The organism is Burkholderia sp. Tr-20390 (genome assembly GCF_017104595.1).
GTDB lineage: Bacteria > Pseudomonadota > Gammaproteobacteria > Burkholderiales > Burkholderiaceae > Burkholderia.
This window is the reverse complement of record NZ_JAAGPC010000160.1, coordinates 1-20235: the sequence shown is the minus strand read 5'-3', so window position 1 is coordinate 20235 and position 20235 is coordinate 1. Positions and strand designations below refer to the sequence as shown.

Sequence of the window (20235 nt, the reverse complement as noted above, 5' to 3'; positions counted from 1 at the left end):
AGCGCAGTGGCCGGGGCCGGCTGGGCGGCGGGGGCCGCCACGGTCGCAAGGGGCGCGAGCATCGTCGTGTCAGGCGGCGTGCTGCTGGCGGCGCAGCTGCGCGTCGAGCTGCTGCAGCGTCGTGTACTGCGTGATGTTCAGCGCTTCCGGGTCGATCGAACCGTAGAGCTGTTCGCAGAACACGATCAGCTCGACGATGTTCAGCGAATCGATGCCGAGTTCGCCGATGCCGGCGTCGGTGTCGACGGTCTCGACGTTGAGGATCTTCGCGACTTCGCGGGACAGGATGTCGAGCGCGTCGGCCGGAACGTTCTGGGTCGTCATGAGAGGAGCTCCTGATAATGAAGTGGGTTGATCGGGATCGATCGGCCTGTCGCGTGGGTCAACTGCCGGCTTCGCAGCGCAGGCTCTTGCGAAGCTCGTGATAACAACGGTACGAACTGCCTTCCATCTTCGAAAACGCCAGCAGGTCGCGCTGGTCGTCGAAAGTCGCCACCCTGCCGTCGCGCACGAGCGCGGTCAGGAATTCGTTCGACAGCAGCTTGATCGCGAGCACGCGCTGTACCTTGCCGAAGCTGTAGTGCGCGTCGTCGGTCTGGCTGCGTGCGGCGTGGGCGATGAACTGGTGGACAGCGCGCGCGTCGGCGTCGAGTTCGACGCGGCCCGTTTGCGCGAGCCAGCCGACGTGCGCCATCAGCGCGCGGACGAAGTAGGGGCGCACGACGGTCAGGTACTTGTTGAACACGGTCGGGCCGCCGATCCGCAGGCGATCCTCGGCATGCGCGCGCACCTGGCCGCCGACGTTCGCGAGCTGCAGGTTGCCGGCGAGGAACGGCGCGCCGCAGGTCGTGCGCTTCAGCTTCTGGTACTCGTCGGGCCACACGAGGTAGGCGGCCGGGAACATCACGTCCGGCAACCGCGCGGCGACCACCGCCATGCAGTCGCGATGCGCTTCGATGCCCCACACCTTGTCGACGGTGAGCGCGAGGCCGTTGCCGTCGCTGCGCACGACGGTGCGCCATGCGGCGAGCGTCGGGCCGCCGCCGTCGCTCATCAGGAACGCGAAGTTGTGACCGCTGTCGATGCAGTCGCATGCGCGACGGTTCTGGTCGTCGGAGAAGAACAGCCCGAACATGATGCGGATGAACGCGCGCATGAACGGCTTGAACAGGTGATGAAACCCTTCGCGGCTGATCTGTTCGAGCAGCGCTTCGGTGAGCGGCGCTTCGTCGTGCCGCAGCGGCGTCGACGCGGACGAATCGGGCAGCACGTCCGGCGTGGCGGCATGCAGCGCGATCACCATCTCGCTGTCGAGCAGCCGCACGGCAGCGGCTTCGACGAGCCGGGCGGCCGTGCGCGGCGGCGTGCCGAGCGACGCGATCGTGTCGAAGTGGCGCAGCACCGGATACGCGGCCTGGTCGGCCACGCGCAGCAGCAGCGGCGCGGTCGCGAGCGGGTCGGCGGACGAAGCGGGAGCGGAAAGCGTGGACATGGGGCAGGGTTCCTGTCAGAAGCGCACGCGCACGGCGGCGTCGATACGGGTGCCGAGACCGACCATCCGGTACTCGGAATTGCTGTCGGAGAACGCGCGGGTGACCGCGACGTCGACGCTCACGCGCTTGTTCACATCGGCGACGACCTGCGCGATCGCGAGCAGGCCCTTGTCCTGCGGCGAATAGACACCGCGCAGCGAATACTCGACGCGGCCGATCTTCTTGCCGAGCCGCGCGAACAGGTAGTCGCGCAGGTTGCCGTCGACGCTCACGAAATCGGCCGTGCCGCCGAGGCCGCCCAGCGCCGCGCCGGGCGCGACGGGCAGCAGCGCGTTGTTCACGTGGACCGCGTTGACCATCTGGCGCCACTGGTTCGCGTCGTAGCGCGCCTCGTCGTGCGACCACTCGACGATCAGCGAGAAGTTGCCGGGCAGTGCGCTCTGCATGCCGACCGCGCTGCGCCACATGATCTGGCGATCGTTGCGGCGATCGACCGCGTCGTACGCGGCCGCGGAATCGAGCGGCGTGCCGTTCGCGATGAACGCAGGCAATGGCCGTGTCGTGCCGCGTTCGAGCCACGCGCTCGCATAGACGGTGTTCGAGCGCGCGACGTCGAACGACAGCGTCGCGCCCGCGCCGCCGTGGCCCGCATGCCGGCCCGCGAGCAACGCGGCCGAGCCGCCCGACCAGTTGTATGCGCCGCGTACGAGCTGCGTCGCGCCCTGCACGTCGCGGTTGTCGACGTCGCTGCGCAGCGTGCGGTTTTCCCCGGCGATGAACTGCAGCGTGGTCTGTTCGCCGGCCCATTTCGCTTCGACGAGCGGCGTGCCTTCGACGTCGCCGTAGCGGTCGTAGATGTCGGCCGTCGCGGCCCGCTTCTGGAAGAAGCCGAGCGGGAAGAACGCCTGCGACGTATCGAGCGGATCGATCCGCTTGCCGGCGGTGAGCGTGATGCCGTTGTCGAACGCGTAGCGCACGCCGGCCTCGTTGAAGCGGGTGGCCTGCGCGCCGAGCGAGTGGTTGCTGGCCACGGCACGGGCGTTCATGAACAGGTTCTCGCCGTCGATGCGCGCGAGCAGGCCCGCTTCCTGCAGGTTGCGCGGCTGGTCGCCGATCAGGTTGCCTAGCAGCGCGTGCCCGTCCATGCTGTCGACGGTGCGTGCGTAAGCGATGCCGTTCAGCGTGCTCAACTGTTCCATCAGCGATTCTCCGTGCGCGAGCGTGCAGCCAAGCGCAAGCGGGACGGCGAGCGCGGCGGCGGGCCAGAGTCGGCCGGATGATGGAAGGCGGCGGTCACGATGGGCGTCGACATGGGCGGCGTGGTCACTGACCATCGGCAAGCGTGTCGGGGTTGAACCAGCCCGACGGAATCTTGCGCGGCTGGCCGTCGAGGATGTCGACGACGCTCGCGCGCTGCTTTTCGATCTCGTTGCGATACGTGATCTTGCGGATCACCTTGCGCCCGTTCGCATCGACCGGCGCGGAGAAATCGGCGCTGCGGAACAGCAGGCCGCTCGCGAGGAAGAACTGCGCGCGCACCGGCACGTCGGTGTCGGGCGTGACCCACAGCTTGATCGTCGGGTAGACGTTGTCGGGATCGGTCGCGGTCAGGTCGAGCTCGGTGGCCGGCTTGCCGGCGATCGTCGTCGCGCCCGGCGCGGCCGATGCGCGATAGCTGTCCGCCCAGTGCGTGCGCGTGATGTCGCTGATCACGACCTCGCCCTGCAGCCGCTGCATCCCGTTGATGCGCACCGCGCTGCGCGTGTTCGGCACGTAGAACCAGTGGCCGCGCGTCGTCGCGAGGTATTTCTGGCCGTCGTTCTCGCCGCTGCGCGTCAGCGCGAGCGTGTCGCCGTTGCCGCGCGTATAGACGAGGTAGCGCGTCGCGTCGCCGGACTGCCCGCCGACTTCGTTCGTGATCTGGATGTTCGTCTGCGTATCGGCGGCCGTGCTGCGGTATGCGTCGGCACGGGCAAGCATGGTCTGCGCCGTCGGGGCGTCGGCGGCATGCACGAGCGGCGCGCACGCGACGAGCGCGGCGGCCAGGTGGCGAATGCGAATCATGGGGCGAGTCCTTCGAGGATGTTGCGTTTGGCGAGGCCGAGCGTCGCGAGCAGCGCGGCGGCCACCCCGAGCACGACGAACGCGCCTTCGACGGCGGCCACGGCGGCCGGCGAGACCGTGAATTCGAGCAGGATCGACTTCACGCGGCCCGGCGGCGGCGGCAGGTGGATCTGCGCGTGATTGAGCGCGACCATCGTCAGCAGCGCCACCGCGATGCCGGCGGCGGCGCCGAGCAGGCCGAGGAAGGCGGTCTCCTGGATCAGCACGCCGCGCACCGTCGCGGCCGGCACGCCGAGCGCACGCAGCGTCGAGATCTCGCGGCGGCGCTCGACGATGCTCATCAGGATCCAGTTGCTCATCGACAGCAGGATGGTCAGGCAGAGAATCGCGCCGAACACCGAGAACTGGTTCTTGTACAGCGCGACGACCTGGTGATAGAGCGACACGAGCTGGTCCCAGGTCTTCACGTCGAGCGTCGGCAGCGCGGCGCGCAGCGTCGCGGCGGCGGCCGGTGTGTGCGCGGTGTCCGACAGGAACACCGCGAGGCGCGACGCGCGGTCGGTGCGCAGCAGCGCCTGGGCGGCCGTGAACGTCACGTTGACGATCCGCTCGTCGACGTCCTTGTTGCCGGTGCTCATCACGCCGACGATCTGCGCGTCGGTCGCGTTGATGCCGCCGTGCGCGGTCGACGCCATCAACTGCACGACCGAGCCGACGTGCACGCCGAGCTTGCGCGCGAGTTCCGCGCCGACGACCACTTCGGTGCCGGCATTCGTCGGCGACAGGTAGCGGCCCGACATCACCGTGTGATAGTCGAAGAAGCCGGGCGGCTCGCGGTTCGGCTCGATGCCTTCGCCGACGAAGCCGTAACTGAGATCGCCGTTCGAGATCAGCCCGTCGAAGTCGATGCCGCGCGCGGTGGTCGCGACGCCGGGCAGTGCCGCGATCGCATGCGTGGCGGTGGCCTGCTCGTCGGCGGTGAGCCCGTACTGCAGCGGCCGCTCGCCGATCAGGTCGAGATAGCCGTGGTGCAGCACCTGCACGTGGCCGACGCCGCTGTCGATCGACCCTTCACGCACCGCGTCGAAAGTCGCGATCACGTAGCCGAGCGCGAGGCTCGACGCGAACGCGGCGACGCCGATCATCGCCATCGTCAGCACGGTGCGGCGCTTGTTGCGCCAGAGGTTACGCCACGCAAACGTCGACCAGTTCACGATTCACTCCCGGTACGCCGTCGCGCATCTCGATGCGGCGCGGCAGGTGCGCGCACAGACGATCGTCGTGCGACGCAATCAGAAAGGCGGTGCCCAGCGTGCGGTTGGTGTCGAGGATCAGCTCGGCCACCGCCCGTGCGTTGGTGCTGTCGAGGCTGGCGGTCGGCTCGTCCGCGATCACGATCGCCGGCTCCTTGGCGAGCGCGCGGGCCAGCGCGACCCGCTGCTGCTCGCCGCCGGACAACTCGCCGGGGCGATGGCGTTCGCGCGCGGCGAGCCCCACCGCGTCGAGCATCGCGCGGGCGCGCTCGCGCCGCGTGCGCGGCGTGCCCCATGCGAAGCAGCCGAGCTCGACGTTCTCGAGCGCGGACATCACCGGAATCAGGTTGAACTGCTGGAACACGAAGCCGATGCGCTCGCGGCGAATCCGTTCGAGCGTGTCCGGCGCATCGTCGATCCGGCGGCCTTCGAGCCAGCGCTCGCCGGTGCTCGGCACGTCGAGAAAGCCGGCCAGGTTGAGCAGCGTGCTCTTGCCGCTGCCCGACGGGCCGACGAGCGCGACGACGTCGCGCCGGCCGATCGAGATCGTCGCGCCGCGCACCGCGACGACGCGGCCCGCGCCCTCGTACACGCGCGAGACGTCGCGCAGTTCGAGCACCGGCGTGAGCGTGGCGGTCGTCATGCGTACGCTCCCTGGCCGGCTTCGGCGGCGGCCGTCGCGTGGATCACGGACAGCGCGCCGCTCGCATAGAGGTCGCGGCACTTCAGGCGCTGCAGCTTGCCGCTGGTCGTGCGCGGCAGCGAGCCGGGTTCGACGAAGCACAGATCCTGCGCGGCGAAGCCGATCCGTGACGCGAGCAGTTGCTGGCACTCGGCGCGCGTCTGCGGCGTCGCATCGACGGGCCGCGCCTCGATCGCGACGACCAGCCGCTCGGTGCCCGTCTCGGGATCGGGCAGCCCGAACGCGATGCAGGTGCTCTTGCGCAGCGTGCGATGGGAGGCCAGCGCTTCCTCGATTTCATGCGGGAAGTAGTTGCTGCCGCGAATGATGATGACTTCCTTCTTGCGCCCGAGGATATGCAGCTGGCCGTCGGCGATATAGCCGATGTCGCCGGTGCGGAACCAGCCGTCGGCCGTCAGCGGCGCGGCGATCGAGCCGTCGTCGGGGTTCAGGTAGCCGAGCATCACCGACGTGCCGCGGATCGCGACTTCGCCGACCGCGCGATTCGCCAGCGCGTGGTCGCCGTCGTTGAGGATCCGGAACGCCATGCCCTCGATCGGCGTGCCCATCGCGAGCACGGTTTCGGTGTCGGTGTCGGCGCCGTCGTTCGCGGCGGCCGGTTGCGCGTCGCGGCGCTCGATCAGCGCGCGACGGTCTAGCGTGTCGGCGATCACGTACGGCGCGCCGTCAACGGTGCCGTCGTGCCACGCACGATGCATCGATACCGCGAGCGTCGATTCGGCCATCCCGTAGCACGGCTGCAGCGCCGATGCCGCGAGACCGTACGGCGCGAACGTCGCGGCGAAGTCGCGCAGCGTCGCGTCGTCCACGCGTTCGCCGCCGATGAAGATGTTGCGGCACGCGGAAAGATCCACGCCTTCCATCGCGGCGGCATTGAAACGGCGTACGCAGTAGCGCAGCGCGAAGGTCGGCACCGACGTCGTCGTCGCGCGCGCCGACGCGATGCGCTTCAACCAGCCGAGCGGATTACGAATGAAGCTGTTCGGCTGCATCATCAGCAGCGGCGCACGGTAATGCAGGTTCGACAGCAGCGTGAGCAGCCCCATGTCGTGATAGAGCGGCAGCCACGACGCGGTGCCGTCGCCGGCCGCAATGTCGAAACGCACCGACCCGCCGATGCCGAGCACGTTCGCGATCACGTTCTCGTGGCTGAGCACCGCGGCCTTCGGGTGCGACGTCGAGCCGGACGTGAGCTGGACATGATGCGGATCGCGGCCGTGCTTCGCGCTGATCAGCGCGCGGGCGCCGGCATCGGCGACGATCGACAGCGTGTCGAGATCGACGACGCGCGTGGACGAAGCGGGAAATGCATCGTCGCGCCATGCGGCCGACTGCGCATCCGCGGCGATGACGAGGCGCGGCCGATACAGCTCGCATGCCACGTCGATCACCTGCCGCCCGGTGGTGGCGCGGCGCGCGGGAACGGGCACGGTGCAGGGCAGTGCGCCCGTCATCACGCAGGCCATCATCGCGACCGCGTGCTCGACCGACGCGGGCAAGGCCAGCATCACCATGTCGTTCTCGCGCACGTCGAGTTCGCGCAGCGCGCCGGCCTGGCGAAACACTTCTTCCGCGAAGCGCCGGTACGTGATGCTCGCCTCGTTGCCGACGTCGTCGACGAACGTCATGCGATGCATGGCGCCCGCGACGTCCTCGAGCGATTCGATGAGGCGATGAATGGTGGATGCGCACTTCGTCACGAGGATTCTCCCCTTGAGGAACACGGCCGCTCGCGCCACGGTGCCGGCGGCGCCGTTCGTCGAGTGAGGGGGATTCTTGCCGGATCGACATGACGCGACAAACGGAATATTTGCAGGCTATGCATGAGCAGCACGCATCCACTCGGCGCTGCCATGTGTATACGCGCGAGCCCGTGGTATACGCGCGAGCCCGTGCGAGGTGAATGGTCGGTACGCATTCGACCGGTCGTCTAGTTCACGATGTGGTGCGCTCATGCGCGGGCGTCATGCAATGCGTTCGGAAAATTCGTTTGTCCGAAGCATCGACTCACAGAAGAATTGCAACCCGGCAGCGCGCCAGTGTCGCCGCGTCATCGTGCCGGGCAGGGTCCGGCCAAGGAGAGCATTTTGTCCGTCACCTCATCGCTTCTCGCCCGTCAGAAACCGGTTGCAGACATGAAGAGCCGCCCGAGCGGCGTCGTCTTCTCGCTGAAGCTCGCGGTCTACGTCGCACTCATCGCGCATGGCATGCTGTTCGCGCTGTCGACGGTCGTGGTCCTGAAGATCGTCGGCATCCTGCTGATCGGCGCGATGTACGCGCACGGGGTCGAGCTGCAGCACCAGGCGCTGCATTACCAGGGATTCAGGAGCAAGCGGCTCAACATGGTGTTCGGCGTGCTGCTCGGCATGCCGATGCTCGTGTCGTTTCATGCGTACCAGGACAGCCACCTGCGCCATCACCGGCTGCTCGGCACGCCCGAGAACAAGGAGTTCTTCGACTACGGCGACCAGTACGGCGCGCGCCCCGTCGTGAATCTCGGCCTGTGGGCGTGGCGGCTGTCGATGGCCGCGCACTATATCCAGTTCGCGAAGAACGTCGCGAAGCTCGTCGTGCCGGGCGCACGCTTCGGCGACAACCCGCTCGTGTCGCGCGCGATCCGCCGCGATCACCTGCTGATGGTCGCGGCGATCGCGCTGCTGGCCGGCGTGTCGATCGCGCTGCACACGTGGTTCGTCGTGTGGGTGTGGGTCGTGCCGCTCGTGTTCGTGGCCGCGCCCGTGCATGCGCTGGTCGAGATGCCCGAGCATTACCGCTGCGACCTGACGAGCACCGATCCGTTCCGCAACACGCGGACGATCGAGAGCAATGCATTCATGACGTGGTTCACGAACGGCAACAACTATCACGTCGAGCATCACATGATGCCGAACCTGCCGATCGAGCGGCTGCACGATCTGCATGGCGCGATCGGGCCGCGCATCCGCTATTACCACCGCACCTACCGGCAGTTCTATTACGCGCTGCTGCGCGGCAGGCTGTCGCCGCGCACGGTGGACGACGACGCGGACGACCGCGCACCCGACGCCGAAGCGGCGGCGCCGGCGTCCACGCAATCGGCATGACCGGGCCGGTGCCGGGCCCGAATGCCTTTCAACGACGGTGACGACGATGCTCTATCCGGAACTTTTCAGGTCGCTGGAAGCGGTGCGCTGGGATATGGAGAAGGACATTCCGTGGGACCGCTTCGACGCTTCGCTGCTCACCGACGAGCAGGCCGAGACGATCAGGATGAACGCGATCACCGAATGGTCGGCGCTGCCCGCGACGGAAATGTTCCTGCGCGACAACCGGCACGACAGCGACTTTTCCGCGTTCATGAGCGTGTGGTTCTTCGAAGAGCAGAAGCATTCGCTCGTGCTGATGGAATACCTGCGCCGCTTCCGGCCGGAACGGGTGCCCACCGAAGCGGAACTGCACGCGGTGCGCTTCGAATTCGACCCGGCGCCGCCGCTCGAGACGCTGATGCTGCACTTCTGCGGCGAGATCCGCCTGAACCACTGGTACCGCTGCGCGGCCGACTGGCACACCGAGCCGGTCATCAAGCAGATCTACGAGACGATCTCGCGCGATGAAGCGCGCCACGGCGGCGCGTACCTGCGCTATATGAAGAAGGCGCTGAACGACTGTGGGGACGTCGCGCGTGCGGCATTCGCGAAGATCGGCGTGCTGATGGCGTCGGCGCGCCGCACCGAAAAGCCGCTGCACCCGACCAACCTGCACGTGAACCAGGCGCTGTTCCCGCGCGACACCGTGCAGTCGCGCCTGCCCGATCCGGAATGGCTCGAGCGCTGGCTTGACGAGCAGATCCGCTTCGATGGCGAATGGGAAAAGAAGGTGGTCGAGCGGATCTTGCACAACCTGTCGATCCTGTTCGAGCGGCCGTTCGCGACCGCGCAGGAGCTGAACCGCTATCGCCGCGAAGTGACTGCACGAACGCCCCGTGTGACGGACGGCGTGGTGGACGCGGTATAGCGGCGCGCATCCCGTCCGGTAAAGGGCGGAACCGATTCCGGACGACAGGGTGGTGTCATGCACGCGGGTTGCCGTTTCCGGTCCGCGGAATATTCATTACCGGACATAATTGGTTCATCAATTTACGGGAATTGCACGGCGCAATTCAATTTCATGCGTTTAGTATGTTTTTATAAACATGAAATCATGGATTTAAATGGTATTCGGCGTGTATGTTGGAGTGCGTTTTCTTTTCGCAATACGGTAAATGAATAAAATCGTTTGGTGACTGAAATTGAATTGTAGGTATACGGACGTGCCTCTGCTACAACGTCCGCATCGTTGTCATGGCGTCGATTTGTGCCTGTAATGGGCTGTTTTTACGCGACTTTGTCTGTCATCATTCGCGCCATTCTGGTCGCTTATTGATTTACAAAATCACTACTTGATAATGGTAATGTAAGAATATCTGGCCGATGAAAATCGATAGATAAATACGAGTGTCACGATTGAAAATAAGAATGATCCGCATCCATGCTTCAATATAAAATCGTTTCCGAATCCAAAAAGGAGAAACGAGTCAGGGAGACGAACGGCGACTTGCCTGTCGGTGGGTGCAACTTTGAGGCGGCGGTATGGCTAATGTGAGATTGGCAAAGCGATTGAGAAGTATGCCTTCGCTGGATTTCCTGAGAGGCTTCGAATGCGCGGCGCGTCATTTGAGCTTTACGCGTGCCGGGCAGGAACTGAACGTCACGCAATCCGCCGTGAGTCGGCAGGTCAAGGCGCTCGAGGAGCAGCTCCGGATCGAGCTCTTTCACCGGCACATACGTTCCCTGACGCTGACCGACAAGGGGCGCGAGCTGTACGACGCGATCTCGTTCGCGTTGTCCGATCTGGAATCGGTGATCGGCAAGCTGTCGTCGAGCGTGGGCCAGCGCGCGATCTCGTTGTCGACCACCGTTTCGTTCGCGGCGCTGTGGCTGATTCCGCGCCTCGGTTCATTCCGCGCCAGCTACCCCGACATCGACGTACGCGTATCCGCCACGAGCGAAATTGAAGATCTTAAACGCAAACGTTTGCACCTGGCCGTGCGATATGCCGGGCCGTATACGTCGACGGACGAGACGGACGTGCTGTTTCGCGAGCATGTCGTGGCGGTCTGCAGCCCGAGCCTGATGCCGGCGCCGGGCGACGTCGCGTCGATGAAGCCGGAGGATCTCGACAAGCACGTGCTGCTGCATCTCGACGATCCGCGTGGCGAATGGCCGTGGCACGGATGGAGCCATCTGCTGAAGGAGCTGGGCGTGCCGCGCCTGCGGCCCGCCGGCGCGCTGCATTTCAGCCAGTACGACCAGCTGGTGCAGGCCGCGGTCGACGGGCACGGCATCGCGATCGGGCGGCGGCCGCTGGTCGACGGGCTGCTGAAGCAGGGCCGGCTCGTCGAGCTGTTCCCGCACTGCACGGTCGCATCGGGCAGCTACGTGCTGGTGCAGAACCCGGATGCATGCAACGAGTTCGATATCGCGGTGCTGACCAACTGGCTGCTCGAGCAGGCGAGTCATCCGCTCGCGTCGGACCAGGAAACGGCCGGCAGCAACGTGGTGCCGATGTATCGCGTCGGATAGGACGGTCGCGTCACGCCGTCATGCCGTCGCGCGTGCGTGTCGAAGGGGCATGCGGCAGGTTCGACGCGCACTCAGGTGCGAACCGTCATGCGCCGCGCCTGCAACCTGTGCGATGATGCGCCGCTTCGCCTTCGTTGCAGCACGCCGCCGAGCGCGGCGCCCGGTTCCGGGCCGCTGCCGATCGCGCCCACACCGGAGACGACATGCCCGCAGTGAACATTCATGGCAGCACCCTGCATTACCAGGATCACGGCACCGGGTTCCCGGTGCTGCTCGGGCACAGCTATCTGTGGGATTCAGCGATGTGGGCGCCGCAGATCGACGCGCTGTCGCGTCAGTATCGTGTCATCGTGCCGGATCTGTGGGGGCACGGCGCATCGGGTGCACTGCCGGAAGGCACGCAGACGCTCGACGATCTCGCGGCGCAGGCGAGTGCGCTGCTCGACGCGCTGGCGATCGAACAGTGCGCGCTCGTCGGGCTCAGTGTCGGCGGCATGTGGGGCGCGCGGCTCGCGTTGCGCGAACCGCAGCGCGTGCGCTCGCTCGTGCTGATGGATGCGTCGCTCGAGGCCGAGCCCGAGGCGACGCGGCCGCGCTACTTCGGAATGCTTGACGCCATCGCCGCCGCGGGCCGTATCGCGCCGCCGCTGCTCGATGCGATCGTGCCGCTGTTCTTCCGGCCGGATGTCAATCTGGCGGGCCCGGTGCCGTCCGCGTTTCGCGACGCGCTCGCGAACCTGCCGGCCGACCGGTTGCGGCAATCGATCGTCCCGCTCGGCCGGCTGATCTTCGGCCGGCCCGACACGCTGCCGGCACTCGCCGAACTGGACGCCGAACGCACGCTGCTGATGTGCGGCGCGGGCGACATGGCGCGGCCGCCGTCGGAAACGGTGAAGATGGCGAGCGTGATCGGCTGTACCCATGCGCTGGTGCCGGACGCCGGCCATATCTCGAATCTGGAAAATCCCGCGTTCGTCACGCGCATGCTGCTCGACTGGTTTGACGCGCAGCAGCTGTCGGCAGGCTGATGCCGCAGCGCGCGACGCGGCGCATGTCGCGCGGCATCAGGTCACGTCATGAGCGCCAGCGCTACCCGCGCCCGCATCAGGCGCGTTCGCTGACCGGCGTGAGCTTCCTGTCCTGCCCGCGCGCTTCGTCGGCGCGGCCGCGAACGAGGCTCAGCGCCTCCGCGCGGCTCGCGACGCACGGCGCGGAGCCGGGCAGCGGCTGGCGTGCCGTTTCGCGCAGCGCGAGCACCGACACGATGCCGATGAACGATGCGCCCATCAGGTAGTACGCGGGCATCATCAGGTCGCCGGTGCGATCGACGAGCCACGCGGTGACGAGCGGCGTCGTGCCGCCGAACAGCGACACCGACACGTTGAAGCCGATCGCGAGCGCGCCGTAGCGGATGCGCGTGGGGAACAGCGCGGGCAGCGCCGACGGCATCACGCCGGTAAAGCACGACAGCAGCACGCCGTAGATCAGCATCCCGCCGAACACCGGCAGCATGCCGCCGGTGCGGATCAGCATCAACGCCGGCACGGCCAGCACGAGCAGGCCCACGCAGCCGGCCATCATCACCGGCTTGCGGCCGACCTTGTCCGACAGGTGCCCGGCGTAGAGCGTCATCGGCATCATCAGCACCATCACGAGCAGCACCAGGAACAGGCCGTGCGATTCGCGGAAGTGCAGCGTCGCCGACAGGTAGCTCGGCAGGTACGACAGCGCCATGTAGTCGGTCACGTTGAAGATCAGCACGAGGCCGACGCATTGCAGTAGCGGCCTCCACTGTTCGACGAGCAGCGTCGCGAAGCGCTGCTTCGGCCGCGTGCGTTCGTCCGCTTCGCGTGCTTCGGCCTCCTTCTTGAACGCGGGCGTCTCCTCGAGTTTCAGCCGGACATAGAGCCCCACGAGGCCGAGCGGGCCCGCGATGAAGAACGGTACGCGCCAGCCCCACGACAGCAGCGCTTCCTGCGACAGCGACGCGGTGAGCAGCGCGACCGTCGCCGCGCCGAGCGTATAGCCGATCAGCGTGCCGAACTCGAGGAAGCTGCCCATGAAGCCACGGCGCCTGTCGGTGGAGAATTCGGCGATGAAGGTGGCGGCGCCGCCGTACTCGCCGCCGGTCGAGAAGCCCTGCACGAGGCGGGCGACGAGCAGCAGCACGGGCGCCATGATGCCGATCGACGCGTAGCTGGGGATCAGGCCGATCGCGAAGGTGCCGACGGCCATCATGATCATCGTGGCGGCGAGCACGCGCTGGCGGCCGATGCGATCGCCGAGCGGGCCGAACACCATGCCGCCGAGCGGGCGCACGAGGAATGCTGCGGCGAACGTGCCGAAGGTCGCGAGCAGCTGCGCGGACGGGCTGCTGGACGGGAAGAACACCTTGCCGAGCGTGACGGCGATGTAGCTGTAGACGCCGAAGTCGAACCATTCCATCGCGTTGCCGAACGCCATGGCGCCGACCGCGCGCTTGAGGACGGCAGGGTCGACGATCGTGATGTCATCCAGCTTGACGGACTGGCGCGAAGATCGGGTTTTCGCGGGGCGCGCTTGCGACGGGCTCAATGATCTCTCCTGGAATGCCTTGGCGGCGCGGCCGGCGGGAATGCAGCGGGGGCGTGCGGGCCGACGGACAGCGAAGGCGGATGTCTCGGGGATGCGTCGATGCCGGTGGCGTGACGCGCGTAGCGGACGACACCGGGCAGGTGTGTTGTGCGAACCAGTTTAGGGAAACGGGCGCGGGCGGCTATCGGTCATGCGCCCGGAACCCGGTGGTAAACGACATCGGGTTCGTGTGGGGCCGGCTGCGTCGAAGCGGGTGTCCGGGCGATATGCGCAGTCATGTCCCCATGCGCCGGCGTGCGCTGCGGAGCAACGCCATGAACGCCGCTTCGTCCACGCGCAAGCCGCGCGGCGTACGCCGGACCGCGAGCGCGGCGAGCGTGCCCGCCTCGAACGCGTCGAGCACGGCCGGATGGATGTAGCAGCGCCGGCACACGGCCGGTGTGTTGCGCAGTAGCTCGGCCACCGCGCGCACGGTCTCGACGATCTGCTTGCGCGCGTGCGTGACGCCGCGATGCTCGGTGCGCCGCAACAACCCGAGCGCGTGCACGCTGCCGGCCCAGGTCCGGTAGTCCTTCGCGGTGAAATCCGCGCCGCCGGCCTCGCGCAGGTAGTCGTTCACGTCGGACGACCCGACCGGATGGCGGGCGCCGTCGTCGTCCACATACTGGAACAACTCGTGCCCGGGCAGCTCCGCGCAGCGCCGTACGATGCGCGCGACCCGCGCGTCGTCGACCGTCACGTCGTGTTCGATCCCGCTCTTGCCGGCGAAGCGCAGCCGCACCTGGCCGGGCTGAATTTTCAAATGACGCTTGCGCAGCGTCGTCAGACCGTACGAGCCGTTTTCGCGCGCGTATTCGGCGTTGCCGATTCGCGCGAGCGTCGTGTCGAGCAAGCGGACGATCGTCGCCACGACCTTGTCGCGCGGCATGCCCGGCAACGCCAGATCGCGCGTGACGCGCGTGCGGATGCGCGGCAGCGCACGCGCGAACGCGGTCATCCGCGCGTACTTGTTCGCGTCTCGCGTCGCGCGCCACAGCGGGTGATAGCGATACTGCTTGCGCCCGCGTGCATCGCGGCCGGTTGCCTGAAGATGACCGCGCGGGTCCATGCAGATCCACACGTCGGTGTACGCGGGTGGAATCGCGAGCGCGTTGATACGGGCAATTTCGTCGGCATCGCGCACACGCACACCGTCCGGCCCGTAATACGCGAAGCCGTTGCGGAGCGGCCGGCGCGTATAGCCGGGGCGGCGGTCGTCGACATGGCGCAGCGGCCCGGCGGGCATGCGCACCTTCGGCTGTGACGTGGCGCGCTGCTTCATGCTGCGGCGCGTCGATCGACGTCAGTGCCGATCCGCGTATCGTCGGGCTGCGTTCCGGGCGGACATCCTGCGCGCACGGTTTTCTCCTGTTTATGCGTACGTTCCGGCGCTGCGCAGCAAGAACCGTGCGCCATTCCCGGCATGCGCGAGGAGGCCCGGCGCAAGCGCGCGCCGGACGGGCGTCCGGGTGTTTGTTACCGCTGCATCGACGAAACAACGCAACGGCTTCGCCCGGGCAAGCTGACTGCGGCCCGATGTCGGCATCGAGCGGATTGCGTCGACGCCGTGTCGCGTTCAACGAACATCGACGCCACCGCGCAGATCGTCGAGGTCGGCTGGAACGAGCGTTTTACGATGCCGCTAGGCAACGCGCCGGTGGTGCGCTGGCTCGTGCAAAGGCCGCCTGGAACGGGCCGGGTCATTCGTTTAGGTGTTTATACGTATGCCGAATCCGATATCGACCCAATCCAATATTTCATTAGAAGGTTATCGGACTTGTTTCTAGACTGATGCGGGGCATGCAGACCGGGCCGGCGCGACGCCCCCGGCCGGCGCACAGCCCCGACCCGTGCCTGCGCCACGCAGAAACAGAACAGCGCAACGGCAGACAACGACATCATCGGAGACGAACCATGACATTCATCAGGAAGCTGGCGGCCGGCGCGATCGTTGCCGCGGCGACGGTGCTGGCCGGCGGCGCGCACGCGCAGCAGAAGCCGATCACGCTCGGTTTCTCGCAGGTCGGCGCGGAAAGCGCGTGGCGCACCGCGAACACCGTGTCGGTGAAGGGCGCGGCGAAGGACGCCGGCATCAACCTGAAATTCTCCGACGCGCAGCAGAAGCAGGAGAACCAGATTCGCGCGATCCGCTCGTTCATCGCGCAGAAGGTCGACGTGATCGCGTTCTCGCCGGTCGTCGAATCGGGCTGGGAGCCCGTGCTGACCGAAGCGAAGGCCGCGCACATCCCGGTGATCCTGACCGATCGCGGGGTCGACGTGAAGGACCCGTCGCTGTACGTGACGATGATCGGCTCGGACTTCCTCGAGGAAGGGCGGCGCGCCGGCCACTGGATGGAAGAGCGCTACAAGAACGACCCGGGTCCGATCAACATCGTCGAGTTGCAGGGCACGGTCGGCTCGGCACCGGCCAACGACCGGCGGGCCGGCCTGCTCGAAGTGATCAAGAGCAATCCTAAGTTCAAGGTGATCGCATCGCAGAGCGGTGACTTCACGCTCGCCGGCGGCAAGCAGGTGATGGAGGCGTTCGCGAAGACCTACGGCAAGCAGATCAACGTCGTCTACGCGCACAACGACGACATGGCGCTCGGCGCGATCCAGGCGATGGAAGAGGCGGGGATCAAGCCCGGCAAGGACGTGAGCGTCGTGTCGTTCGACGCGACCAAGGGCGGCTTCCAGGCGATGGTGGCCGGCAAGATCAACGTCGACGTCGAATGCAGCCCGCTGCTCGGCCCGCAGTTGATGAGCGCGGTGAAGGACGTCGTCGCCGGCAAGCAACTGCCCAAGCGCATCGTGACGAACGAGACCGTGTTCCCGATGAACGTCGCGGCCCAGGTGCTGCCGACCCGCAAGTACTGAGCCACGTACCGACGATCCGGCGCGGGCGGCGGCGTGGCGGCCGCCCGGGCGCCAACCGTTTCGAGGGAGGATGCATGGAGAGTCCGCCGGTGGTCGAGATGATCGGCATCGACAAGTCGTTTCCGGGCGTGAACGCGCTGCAGCGCGTGAACTTCCGGTTGTTTCCCGGTGAAATCCACGCGCTGATGGGCCAGAACGGCGCGGGCAAGTCGACGCTGATCAACGTGCTCACCGGCGTGCATGCGCACGACGCGGGCGAGATTCGCGTCGGCGGCGCGCCGGTGAATTTCGCCGCGCCGCGCGAAGCCGAGGCGGCCGGCATCCAGACGCTCTACCAGGAAGTGAACCTGTGCGCGAACCTGTCGGTCGCGGAGAACATCTTCGCGGGCCGGCAGCCGATGCGGCGCGGCGCGATCGACTGGAACACGATTCATGCACGCTCGCGCGCGGCGCTGGCCGAACTCGACCTGGCGCTCGACGTCACGCGCTCGCTCGACGCGTATCCGATCGCCGTGCAGCAGATGGTCGCGATCGCACGGGCGGTGTCGGTCGACGCGCGCGTGCTGATTCTCGACGAGCCGACATCGAGCCTCGACGACGGCGAGGTCGCGCGGCTGTTCGACGTGCTGCGCCGGCTGAAGGCATCGGGCATCGCGATCCTGTTCGTCACGCACTTTCTCGAGCAGACCTACGCGGTGTCCGACCGGATCACCGTGATGCGCAACGGCGAGCGCGAAGGCGAGTATCTGGCGCGCGACCTGCCGGTCGACGTGCTGGTCGCGAAGATGACCGGCCGCGAACGGATGTCCGACACGCTGCAGGCGGGTGCGGCGGCGGTCGAACGCACCGCCGGCGAGGCCGACCCGTTCCTGTCGATGCAGCAGGTCGGCCGGCGCGGGATGATGAGCCCGCTCGACCTCGACGTGCGGCCCGGCGAGATCGTCGGGCTGGCCGGGCTGCTCGGCTCGGGGCGCACCGAAACCGCGCAGCTGGCGTTCGCCGCGGAGCGCGCCGACACCGGCGCGATCGAGATCGACGGCGCGCGCGCGCGGCTCGCGTCGCCGCACGACGCGGTCCGCAACGGCATCGCGTATTGCCCGGAGGATCGCAAGAAGGAGGGCATCGTCGCCGCGCTGTCGATCCGCGAGAACATCATTCTCGCGCTGCAGGCGCGGCGCGGCTGGTGGCGGCTGATCGGGCGCGCGCGGCAGCGCGAGCTCGCCGATACGTACATCGCGCGGCTCGGCATCAAGGCGCGCGACGCGGAGCAGCCGATCGGGCTGCTGTCGGGCGGCAACCAGCAGAAGGTGCTGCTCGCGCGCTGGCTCGCGACGGAGCCAAAGCTGCTGATCCTCGACGAGCCGACGCGCGGCATCGACGTCGCCGCGAAATTCGACATCATGGAGCGCGTGCTCGCGCTGTGCGCACAAGGGCTCGCGATCCTGTTCATTTCGTCGGAGATCAGCGAAGTCGTGCGCGTGAGCCACCGGATCGCGGTGCTGCGCGACCGGCGCAAGGTCGCCGAACTCACCGGCGCCGACGCATCCGAGGAGCAGGTGTACCGGCTGATCGCGGGAGGCCAGTCATGACGCGGCTGCGCACGTTGTTCCGTCATTCGCTCGTTTGGCCGGTGCTGACGCTCGCGCTGCTGTTCGCGCTCGACGTCGCGTATCGCCCGGGCTTCCTGTCGATCACGCTGCTCGACGCTCACCTGTTCGGCGCGCCGGTCGACATCCTGAACCGCGCGGCGCCGCTCGTGATCGTGTCGCTCGGGATGACGCTCGTGATCGCGACCCGCGGGATCGACATCTCGGTCGGCGCGATCGTCGCGATCGCCGGGGCGGCCGCGGCGATCGTGCTCGAAGCGGACCCGTCGCGAATCGGCGTGGCGCTGGCCGCCGCGCTCGGCGTCGGGCTGCTGGCCGGCGCATGGAACGGGCTGCTGGTGGCGTTCGTCGGGATGCAGCCGATCATCGCGACGCTGATCCTGATGGTGGCCGGCCGCGGCGTCGCGCAACTGCTGACGGGCGGCCAGATCATCCCGATCGGTGCGCCCGGCTACCTCGCGCTCGGCGGCGGCTACCTTGCGGCCGTGCCGTGCGCGGTGTGGATCGCGCTGGCGACGATCGCCGCGACCGCGCTGCTGGTGAACCGCACGGCGCTCGGGCTGTTCATCCGTGCGATCGGCGTGAACCCGGTCGCGACACGGCTCGTCGGGCTGCGCTCGGGCGCGATCGTGTTCGGCGTGTATCTGTTTTCAGGCGTGATGTCGGCGCTCGCGGGCATCCTGGCCAGCTCGAACGTGCGCAGCGCCGACGGCAACAACGCGGGGCTGCTGCTCGAACTCGATGCGATCCTCGCGGTGACGCTCGGCGGCACGTCGCTGCTCGGCGGCCGTTTCAGTCTTGCCGGCTCGGTGCTCGGCGCGCTGATCATCCAGACGCTCACCTACACGACCTATTCGATCGGCGTGCCGCCGGAGGCGACGCTCGTCGTCAAGGCGGTCGTCGTGATCGTCGTGACGCTGATCCAGTCGGAGGCCGCCCGTGCGTGGGTCGTCCGGCATGCGTCGCGGCTGCTGTCTTCCGCGCGTTCGCGCGCCACTTCCGGAGCGACGCCGCGATGAACCGATTCCTTGGCCGGCTCGCCGACCCGCGCACGCTGCCGATCGTCGTGACGATCGTGCTGTTCGCCGCGCTGTTCGGCTTCGGGTCCGTGACCTACACGGGCTTCTTCTCGATGCAGGTGCTGACCGGGCTGCTCGTCGACAACGCGTTCCTGTTGATCGTCGCGATCGGGATGACGTTCGTGATCGTGTCGGGCGGGATCGACCTGTCGGTCGGCTCGGTCGTCGCGCTGACGACGATCTTCTGCGCGGTCGGCGCCGAGCGGCTGCACTGGCCCGTGTGGGTGATCGTGCCGCTGGTGCTCGCGTTCGGCGCGCTGTACGGCGCGGCGATGGGGGCGCTGATCCATTATTTCCGGCTGCAGCCGTTCATCGTCACGCTGGCCGGGATGTTTCTCGCGCGCGGCGCGTGCTTCCTGATCACGACGCAGTCGATCACGATCAACGAGCCGGTGTTTCATGCGATCGCGGGCGTCAGCGTGCCGGTGGGCGGCGGCACGCTGAGCGCGGGCGCGTTGATCGCGCTCGCGACGCTGGGCGGCGCGATCTACGTCGCGCATTTCACGCGCTTCGGCCGCAACGTCTACGCGATCGGCGGCAACGAGCGTTCGGCGCTGCTGATGGGGCTGCCGGTCGCGCGCACGAAGGTCGGCGTGTACGCGCTGAGCGGGTTCTGTTCGGCGCTCGGCGGCGTCGTGTTCACGCTGTACGTACTGTCGGGTTACGGGTTGCAGGCACAGGGCATGGAACTCGACGCGATCGCCGCGACCGTGATCGGCGGCACGCTGCTCACCGGCGGCGTGGGCTATGTGGTCGGCTCGGTGTTCGGTGTCGGCATCCTCGGCACGATCCAGGTGCTGATCACGTTCGACGGCACGTTGAGTTTTCAGTTCCTCGTGAATTTGTCTGTGTTCGGGTCGCTTCCGCTGCTCGCTGCGTTCCTTGACCTGGAGCGTCATCTGGACGCGGGCAGCGTTGCCAGCGTACTGACGGTGAATTTGCTGGC

18 protein-coding genes are annotated in these 20235 nt (G+C 67.4%); 9 read left to right on the top strand and 9 right to left on the bottom strand.

Translation table 11 applies throughout. The features are described 5' to 3' along the window. Positions 1–69: 69 nt before the first annotated feature. The 7 genes from G3N98_RS30695 to G3N98_RS30665 are packed head-to-tail and all read right to left on the bottom strand — an operon-like array spanning position 70 to position 7213. Entirely contained in the window at positions 70–324 is a 255-nt protein-coding gene (locus G3N98_RS30695; protein WP_011350104.1) for an acyl carrier protein, read from the bottom strand. Between the two features lie 58 nt (positions 325–382). Beyond that, positions 383–1492, bottom strand: a complete 1110-nt coding sequence (locus tag G3N98_RS30690; RefSeq protein WP_206150314.1) for a hypothetical protein — start codon at positions 1490–1492, stop codon at positions 383–385. Positions 1493–1507: 15 nt separating this feature from the next. Then, entirely contained in the window at positions 1508–2827 is a 1320-nt protein-coding gene (locus G3N98_RS30685) for a hypothetical protein (RefSeq protein ID WP_206150313.1), read from the bottom strand. After that, positions 2817–3557 (bottom strand): outer membrane lipoprotein-sorting protein, encoded by a 741-nt coding sequence (locus G3N98_RS30680; RefSeq protein WP_089444416.1) that lies wholly within the window; start codon positions 3555–3557, stop codon positions 2817–2819. Before G3N98_RS30680 ends, G3N98_RS30685 begins: the two co-directional genes overlap by 11 nt. Then, complete coding sequence (locus tag G3N98_RS30675) at positions 3554–4771, bottom strand: FtsX-like permease family protein (protein ID WP_206150312.1); 1218 nt, start codon at positions 4769–4771, stop codon at positions 3554–3556. The genes G3N98_RS30680 and G3N98_RS30675 overlap by 4 nt, the downstream gene beginning before the upstream one ends. Then, complete coding sequence (locus G3N98_RS30670) at positions 4743–5453, bottom strand: ABC transporter ATP-binding protein (RefSeq protein WP_089476284.1); 711 nt, start codon at positions 5451–5453, stop codon at positions 4743–4745. The genes G3N98_RS30675 and G3N98_RS30670 overlap by 29 nt, the downstream gene beginning before the upstream one ends. Next, on the bottom strand, positions 5450–7213 hold the full coding sequence (locus tag G3N98_RS30665; protein WP_346779115.1) for a fatty acyl-AMP ligase: 1764 nt from the start codon (positions 7211–7213) through the stop codon (positions 5450–5452). The genes G3N98_RS30670 and G3N98_RS30665 overlap by 4 nt, the downstream gene beginning before the upstream one ends. 435 nt (positions 7214–7648) lie before the next feature. On the opposite strand from G3N98_RS30665, the gene G3N98_RS30660 reads away from it, so the two are divergent. The 4 genes from G3N98_RS30660 (at position 7649) to G3N98_RS30645 (ending at position 12141) form a co-directional block, all read left to right on the top strand. Beyond that, a complete protein-coding gene (locus G3N98_RS30660) occupies positions 7649–8596 on the top strand; it encodes a fatty acid desaturase (RefSeq protein ID WP_206150310.1) in 948 nt (315 codons plus the stop codon). A gap of 37 nt (positions 8597–8633) precedes the next feature. Beyond that, positions 8634–9506, top strand: a complete 873-nt coding sequence (locus G3N98_RS30655) for a ferritin-like domain-containing protein (RefSeq protein WP_206150309.1) — start codon at positions 8634–8636, stop codon at positions 9504–9506. Between the two features lie 614 nt (positions 9507–10120). After that, positions 10121–11113 (top strand): LysR substrate-binding domain-containing protein, encoded by a 993-nt coding sequence (locus G3N98_RS30650; RefSeq protein ID WP_089476280.1) that lies wholly within the window; start codon positions 10121–10123, stop codon positions 11111–11113. A 203-nt stretch (positions 11114–11316) separates the two neighbouring features. Then, a complete protein-coding gene (locus G3N98_RS30645; RefSeq protein ID WP_206150308.1) occupies positions 11317–12141 on the top strand; it encodes an alpha/beta fold hydrolase in 825 nt (274 codons plus the stop codon). Positions 12142–12217: 76 nt separating this feature from the next. On the opposite strand, the gene proP is transcribed toward G3N98_RS30645, so the two are convergent. After that, positions 12218–13687 carry a glycine betaine/L-proline transporter ProP gene (proP, locus tag G3N98_RS30640; RefSeq protein ID WP_206150307.1) on the bottom strand — a complete coding sequence of 490 codons (1470 nt, stop codon included), beginning with the start codon at positions 13685–13687 and terminating at the stop codon, positions 12218–12220. 274 nt (positions 13688–13961) lie between these two features. After that, complete coding sequence (locus G3N98_RS30635) at positions 13962–15008, bottom strand: DNA topoisomerase IB (RefSeq protein ID WP_206150306.1); 1047 nt, start codon at positions 15006–15008, stop codon at positions 13962–13964. A 24-nt stretch (positions 15009–15032) separates the two neighbouring features. Between G3N98_RS30635 and G3N98_RS30630 the strand changes: the two genes are divergently transcribed. From G3N98_RS30630 to yjfF, 5 genes are all read left to right on the top strand, one after another. After that, a complete protein-coding gene (locus G3N98_RS30630; protein ID WP_206150305.1) occupies positions 15033–15518 on the top strand; it encodes a hypothetical protein in 486 nt (161 codons plus the stop codon). 122 nt (positions 15519–15640) lie between these two features. After that, the gene (locus tag G3N98_RS30625; RefSeq protein WP_089476276.1) at positions 15641–16603 is read left to right on the top strand and encodes an ABC transporter substrate-binding protein; all 963 of its coding nucleotides are present in this window, start codon (positions 15641–15643) and stop codon (positions 16601–16603) included. Between the two features lie 74 nt (positions 16604–16677). Then, entirely contained in the window at positions 16678–18192 is a 1515-nt protein-coding gene (locus G3N98_RS30620) for a sugar ABC transporter ATP-binding protein (RefSeq protein ID WP_206150304.1), read from the top strand. Beyond that, a complete protein-coding gene (locus G3N98_RS30615; RefSeq protein WP_206150303.1) occupies positions 18189–19229 on the top strand; it encodes an ABC transporter permease in 1041 nt (346 codons plus the stop codon). The genes G3N98_RS30620 and G3N98_RS30615 overlap by 4 nt, the downstream gene beginning before the upstream one ends. Beyond that, positions 19226–20235 (top strand): galactofuranose ABC transporter, permease protein YjfF (gene yjfF / locus G3N98_RS30610; protein ID WP_206150302.1); only part of this gene is annotated, 1010 nt, incomplete at its 3' end. The genes G3N98_RS30615 and yjfF, both read left to right, overlap by 4 nt.

Excerpts from the sequence above, each read along its gene's own strand:
- G3N98_RS30695 (WP_011350104.1), bottom strand. The coding sequence starts at position 324 with ATGACGACCCAGAACGTTCCGGCCGACGCGCTCGACATCCTGTCCCGC.
- G3N98_RS30690 (WP_206150314.1), bottom strand. The coding sequence starts at position 1,492 with ATGTCCACGCTTTCCGCTCCCGCTTCGTCCGCCGACCCGCTCGCGACC.
- G3N98_RS30685 (WP_206150313.1), bottom strand. The coding sequence starts at position 2,827 with ATGGTCAGTGACCACGCCGCCCATGTCGACGCCCATCGTGACCGCCGC.
- G3N98_RS30680 (WP_089444416.1), bottom strand. The coding sequence starts at position 3,557 with ATGATTCGCATTCGCCACCTGGCCGCCGCGCTCGTCGCGTGCGCGCCG.
- G3N98_RS30670 (WP_089476284.1), bottom strand. The coding sequence starts at position 5,453 with ATGACGACCGCCACGCTCACGCCGGTGCTCGAACTGCGCGACGTCTCG.
- G3N98_RS30660 (WP_206150310.1), top strand. The coding sequence starts at position 7,649 with ATGAAGAGCCGCCCGAGCGGCGTCGTCTTCTCGCTGAAGCTCGCGGTC.
- G3N98_RS30650 (WP_089476280.1), top strand. The coding sequence starts at position 10,121 with ATGGCTAATGTGAGATTGGCAAAGCGATTGAGAAGTATGCCTTCGCTG.
- G3N98_RS30645 (WP_206150308.1), top strand. The coding sequence starts at position 11,317 with ATGCCCGCAGTGAACATTCATGGCAGCACCCTGCATTACCAGGATCAC.
- G3N98_RS30635 (WP_206150306.1), bottom strand. The coding sequence starts at position 15,008 with ATGAAGCAGCGCGCCACGTCACAGCCGAAGGTGCGCATGCCCGCCGGG.
- G3N98_RS30625 (WP_089476276.1), top strand. The coding sequence starts at position 15,641 with ATGACATTCATCAGGAAGCTGGCGGCCGGCGCGATCGTTGCCGCGGCG.
- G3N98_RS30620 (WP_206150304.1), top strand. The coding sequence starts at position 16,678 with ATGGAGAGTCCGCCGGTGGTCGAGATGATCGGCATCGACAAGTCGTTT.
- G3N98_RS30615 (WP_206150303.1), top strand. The coding sequence starts at position 18,189 with ATGACGCGGCTGCGCACGTTGTTCCGTCATTCGCTCGTTTGGCCGGTG.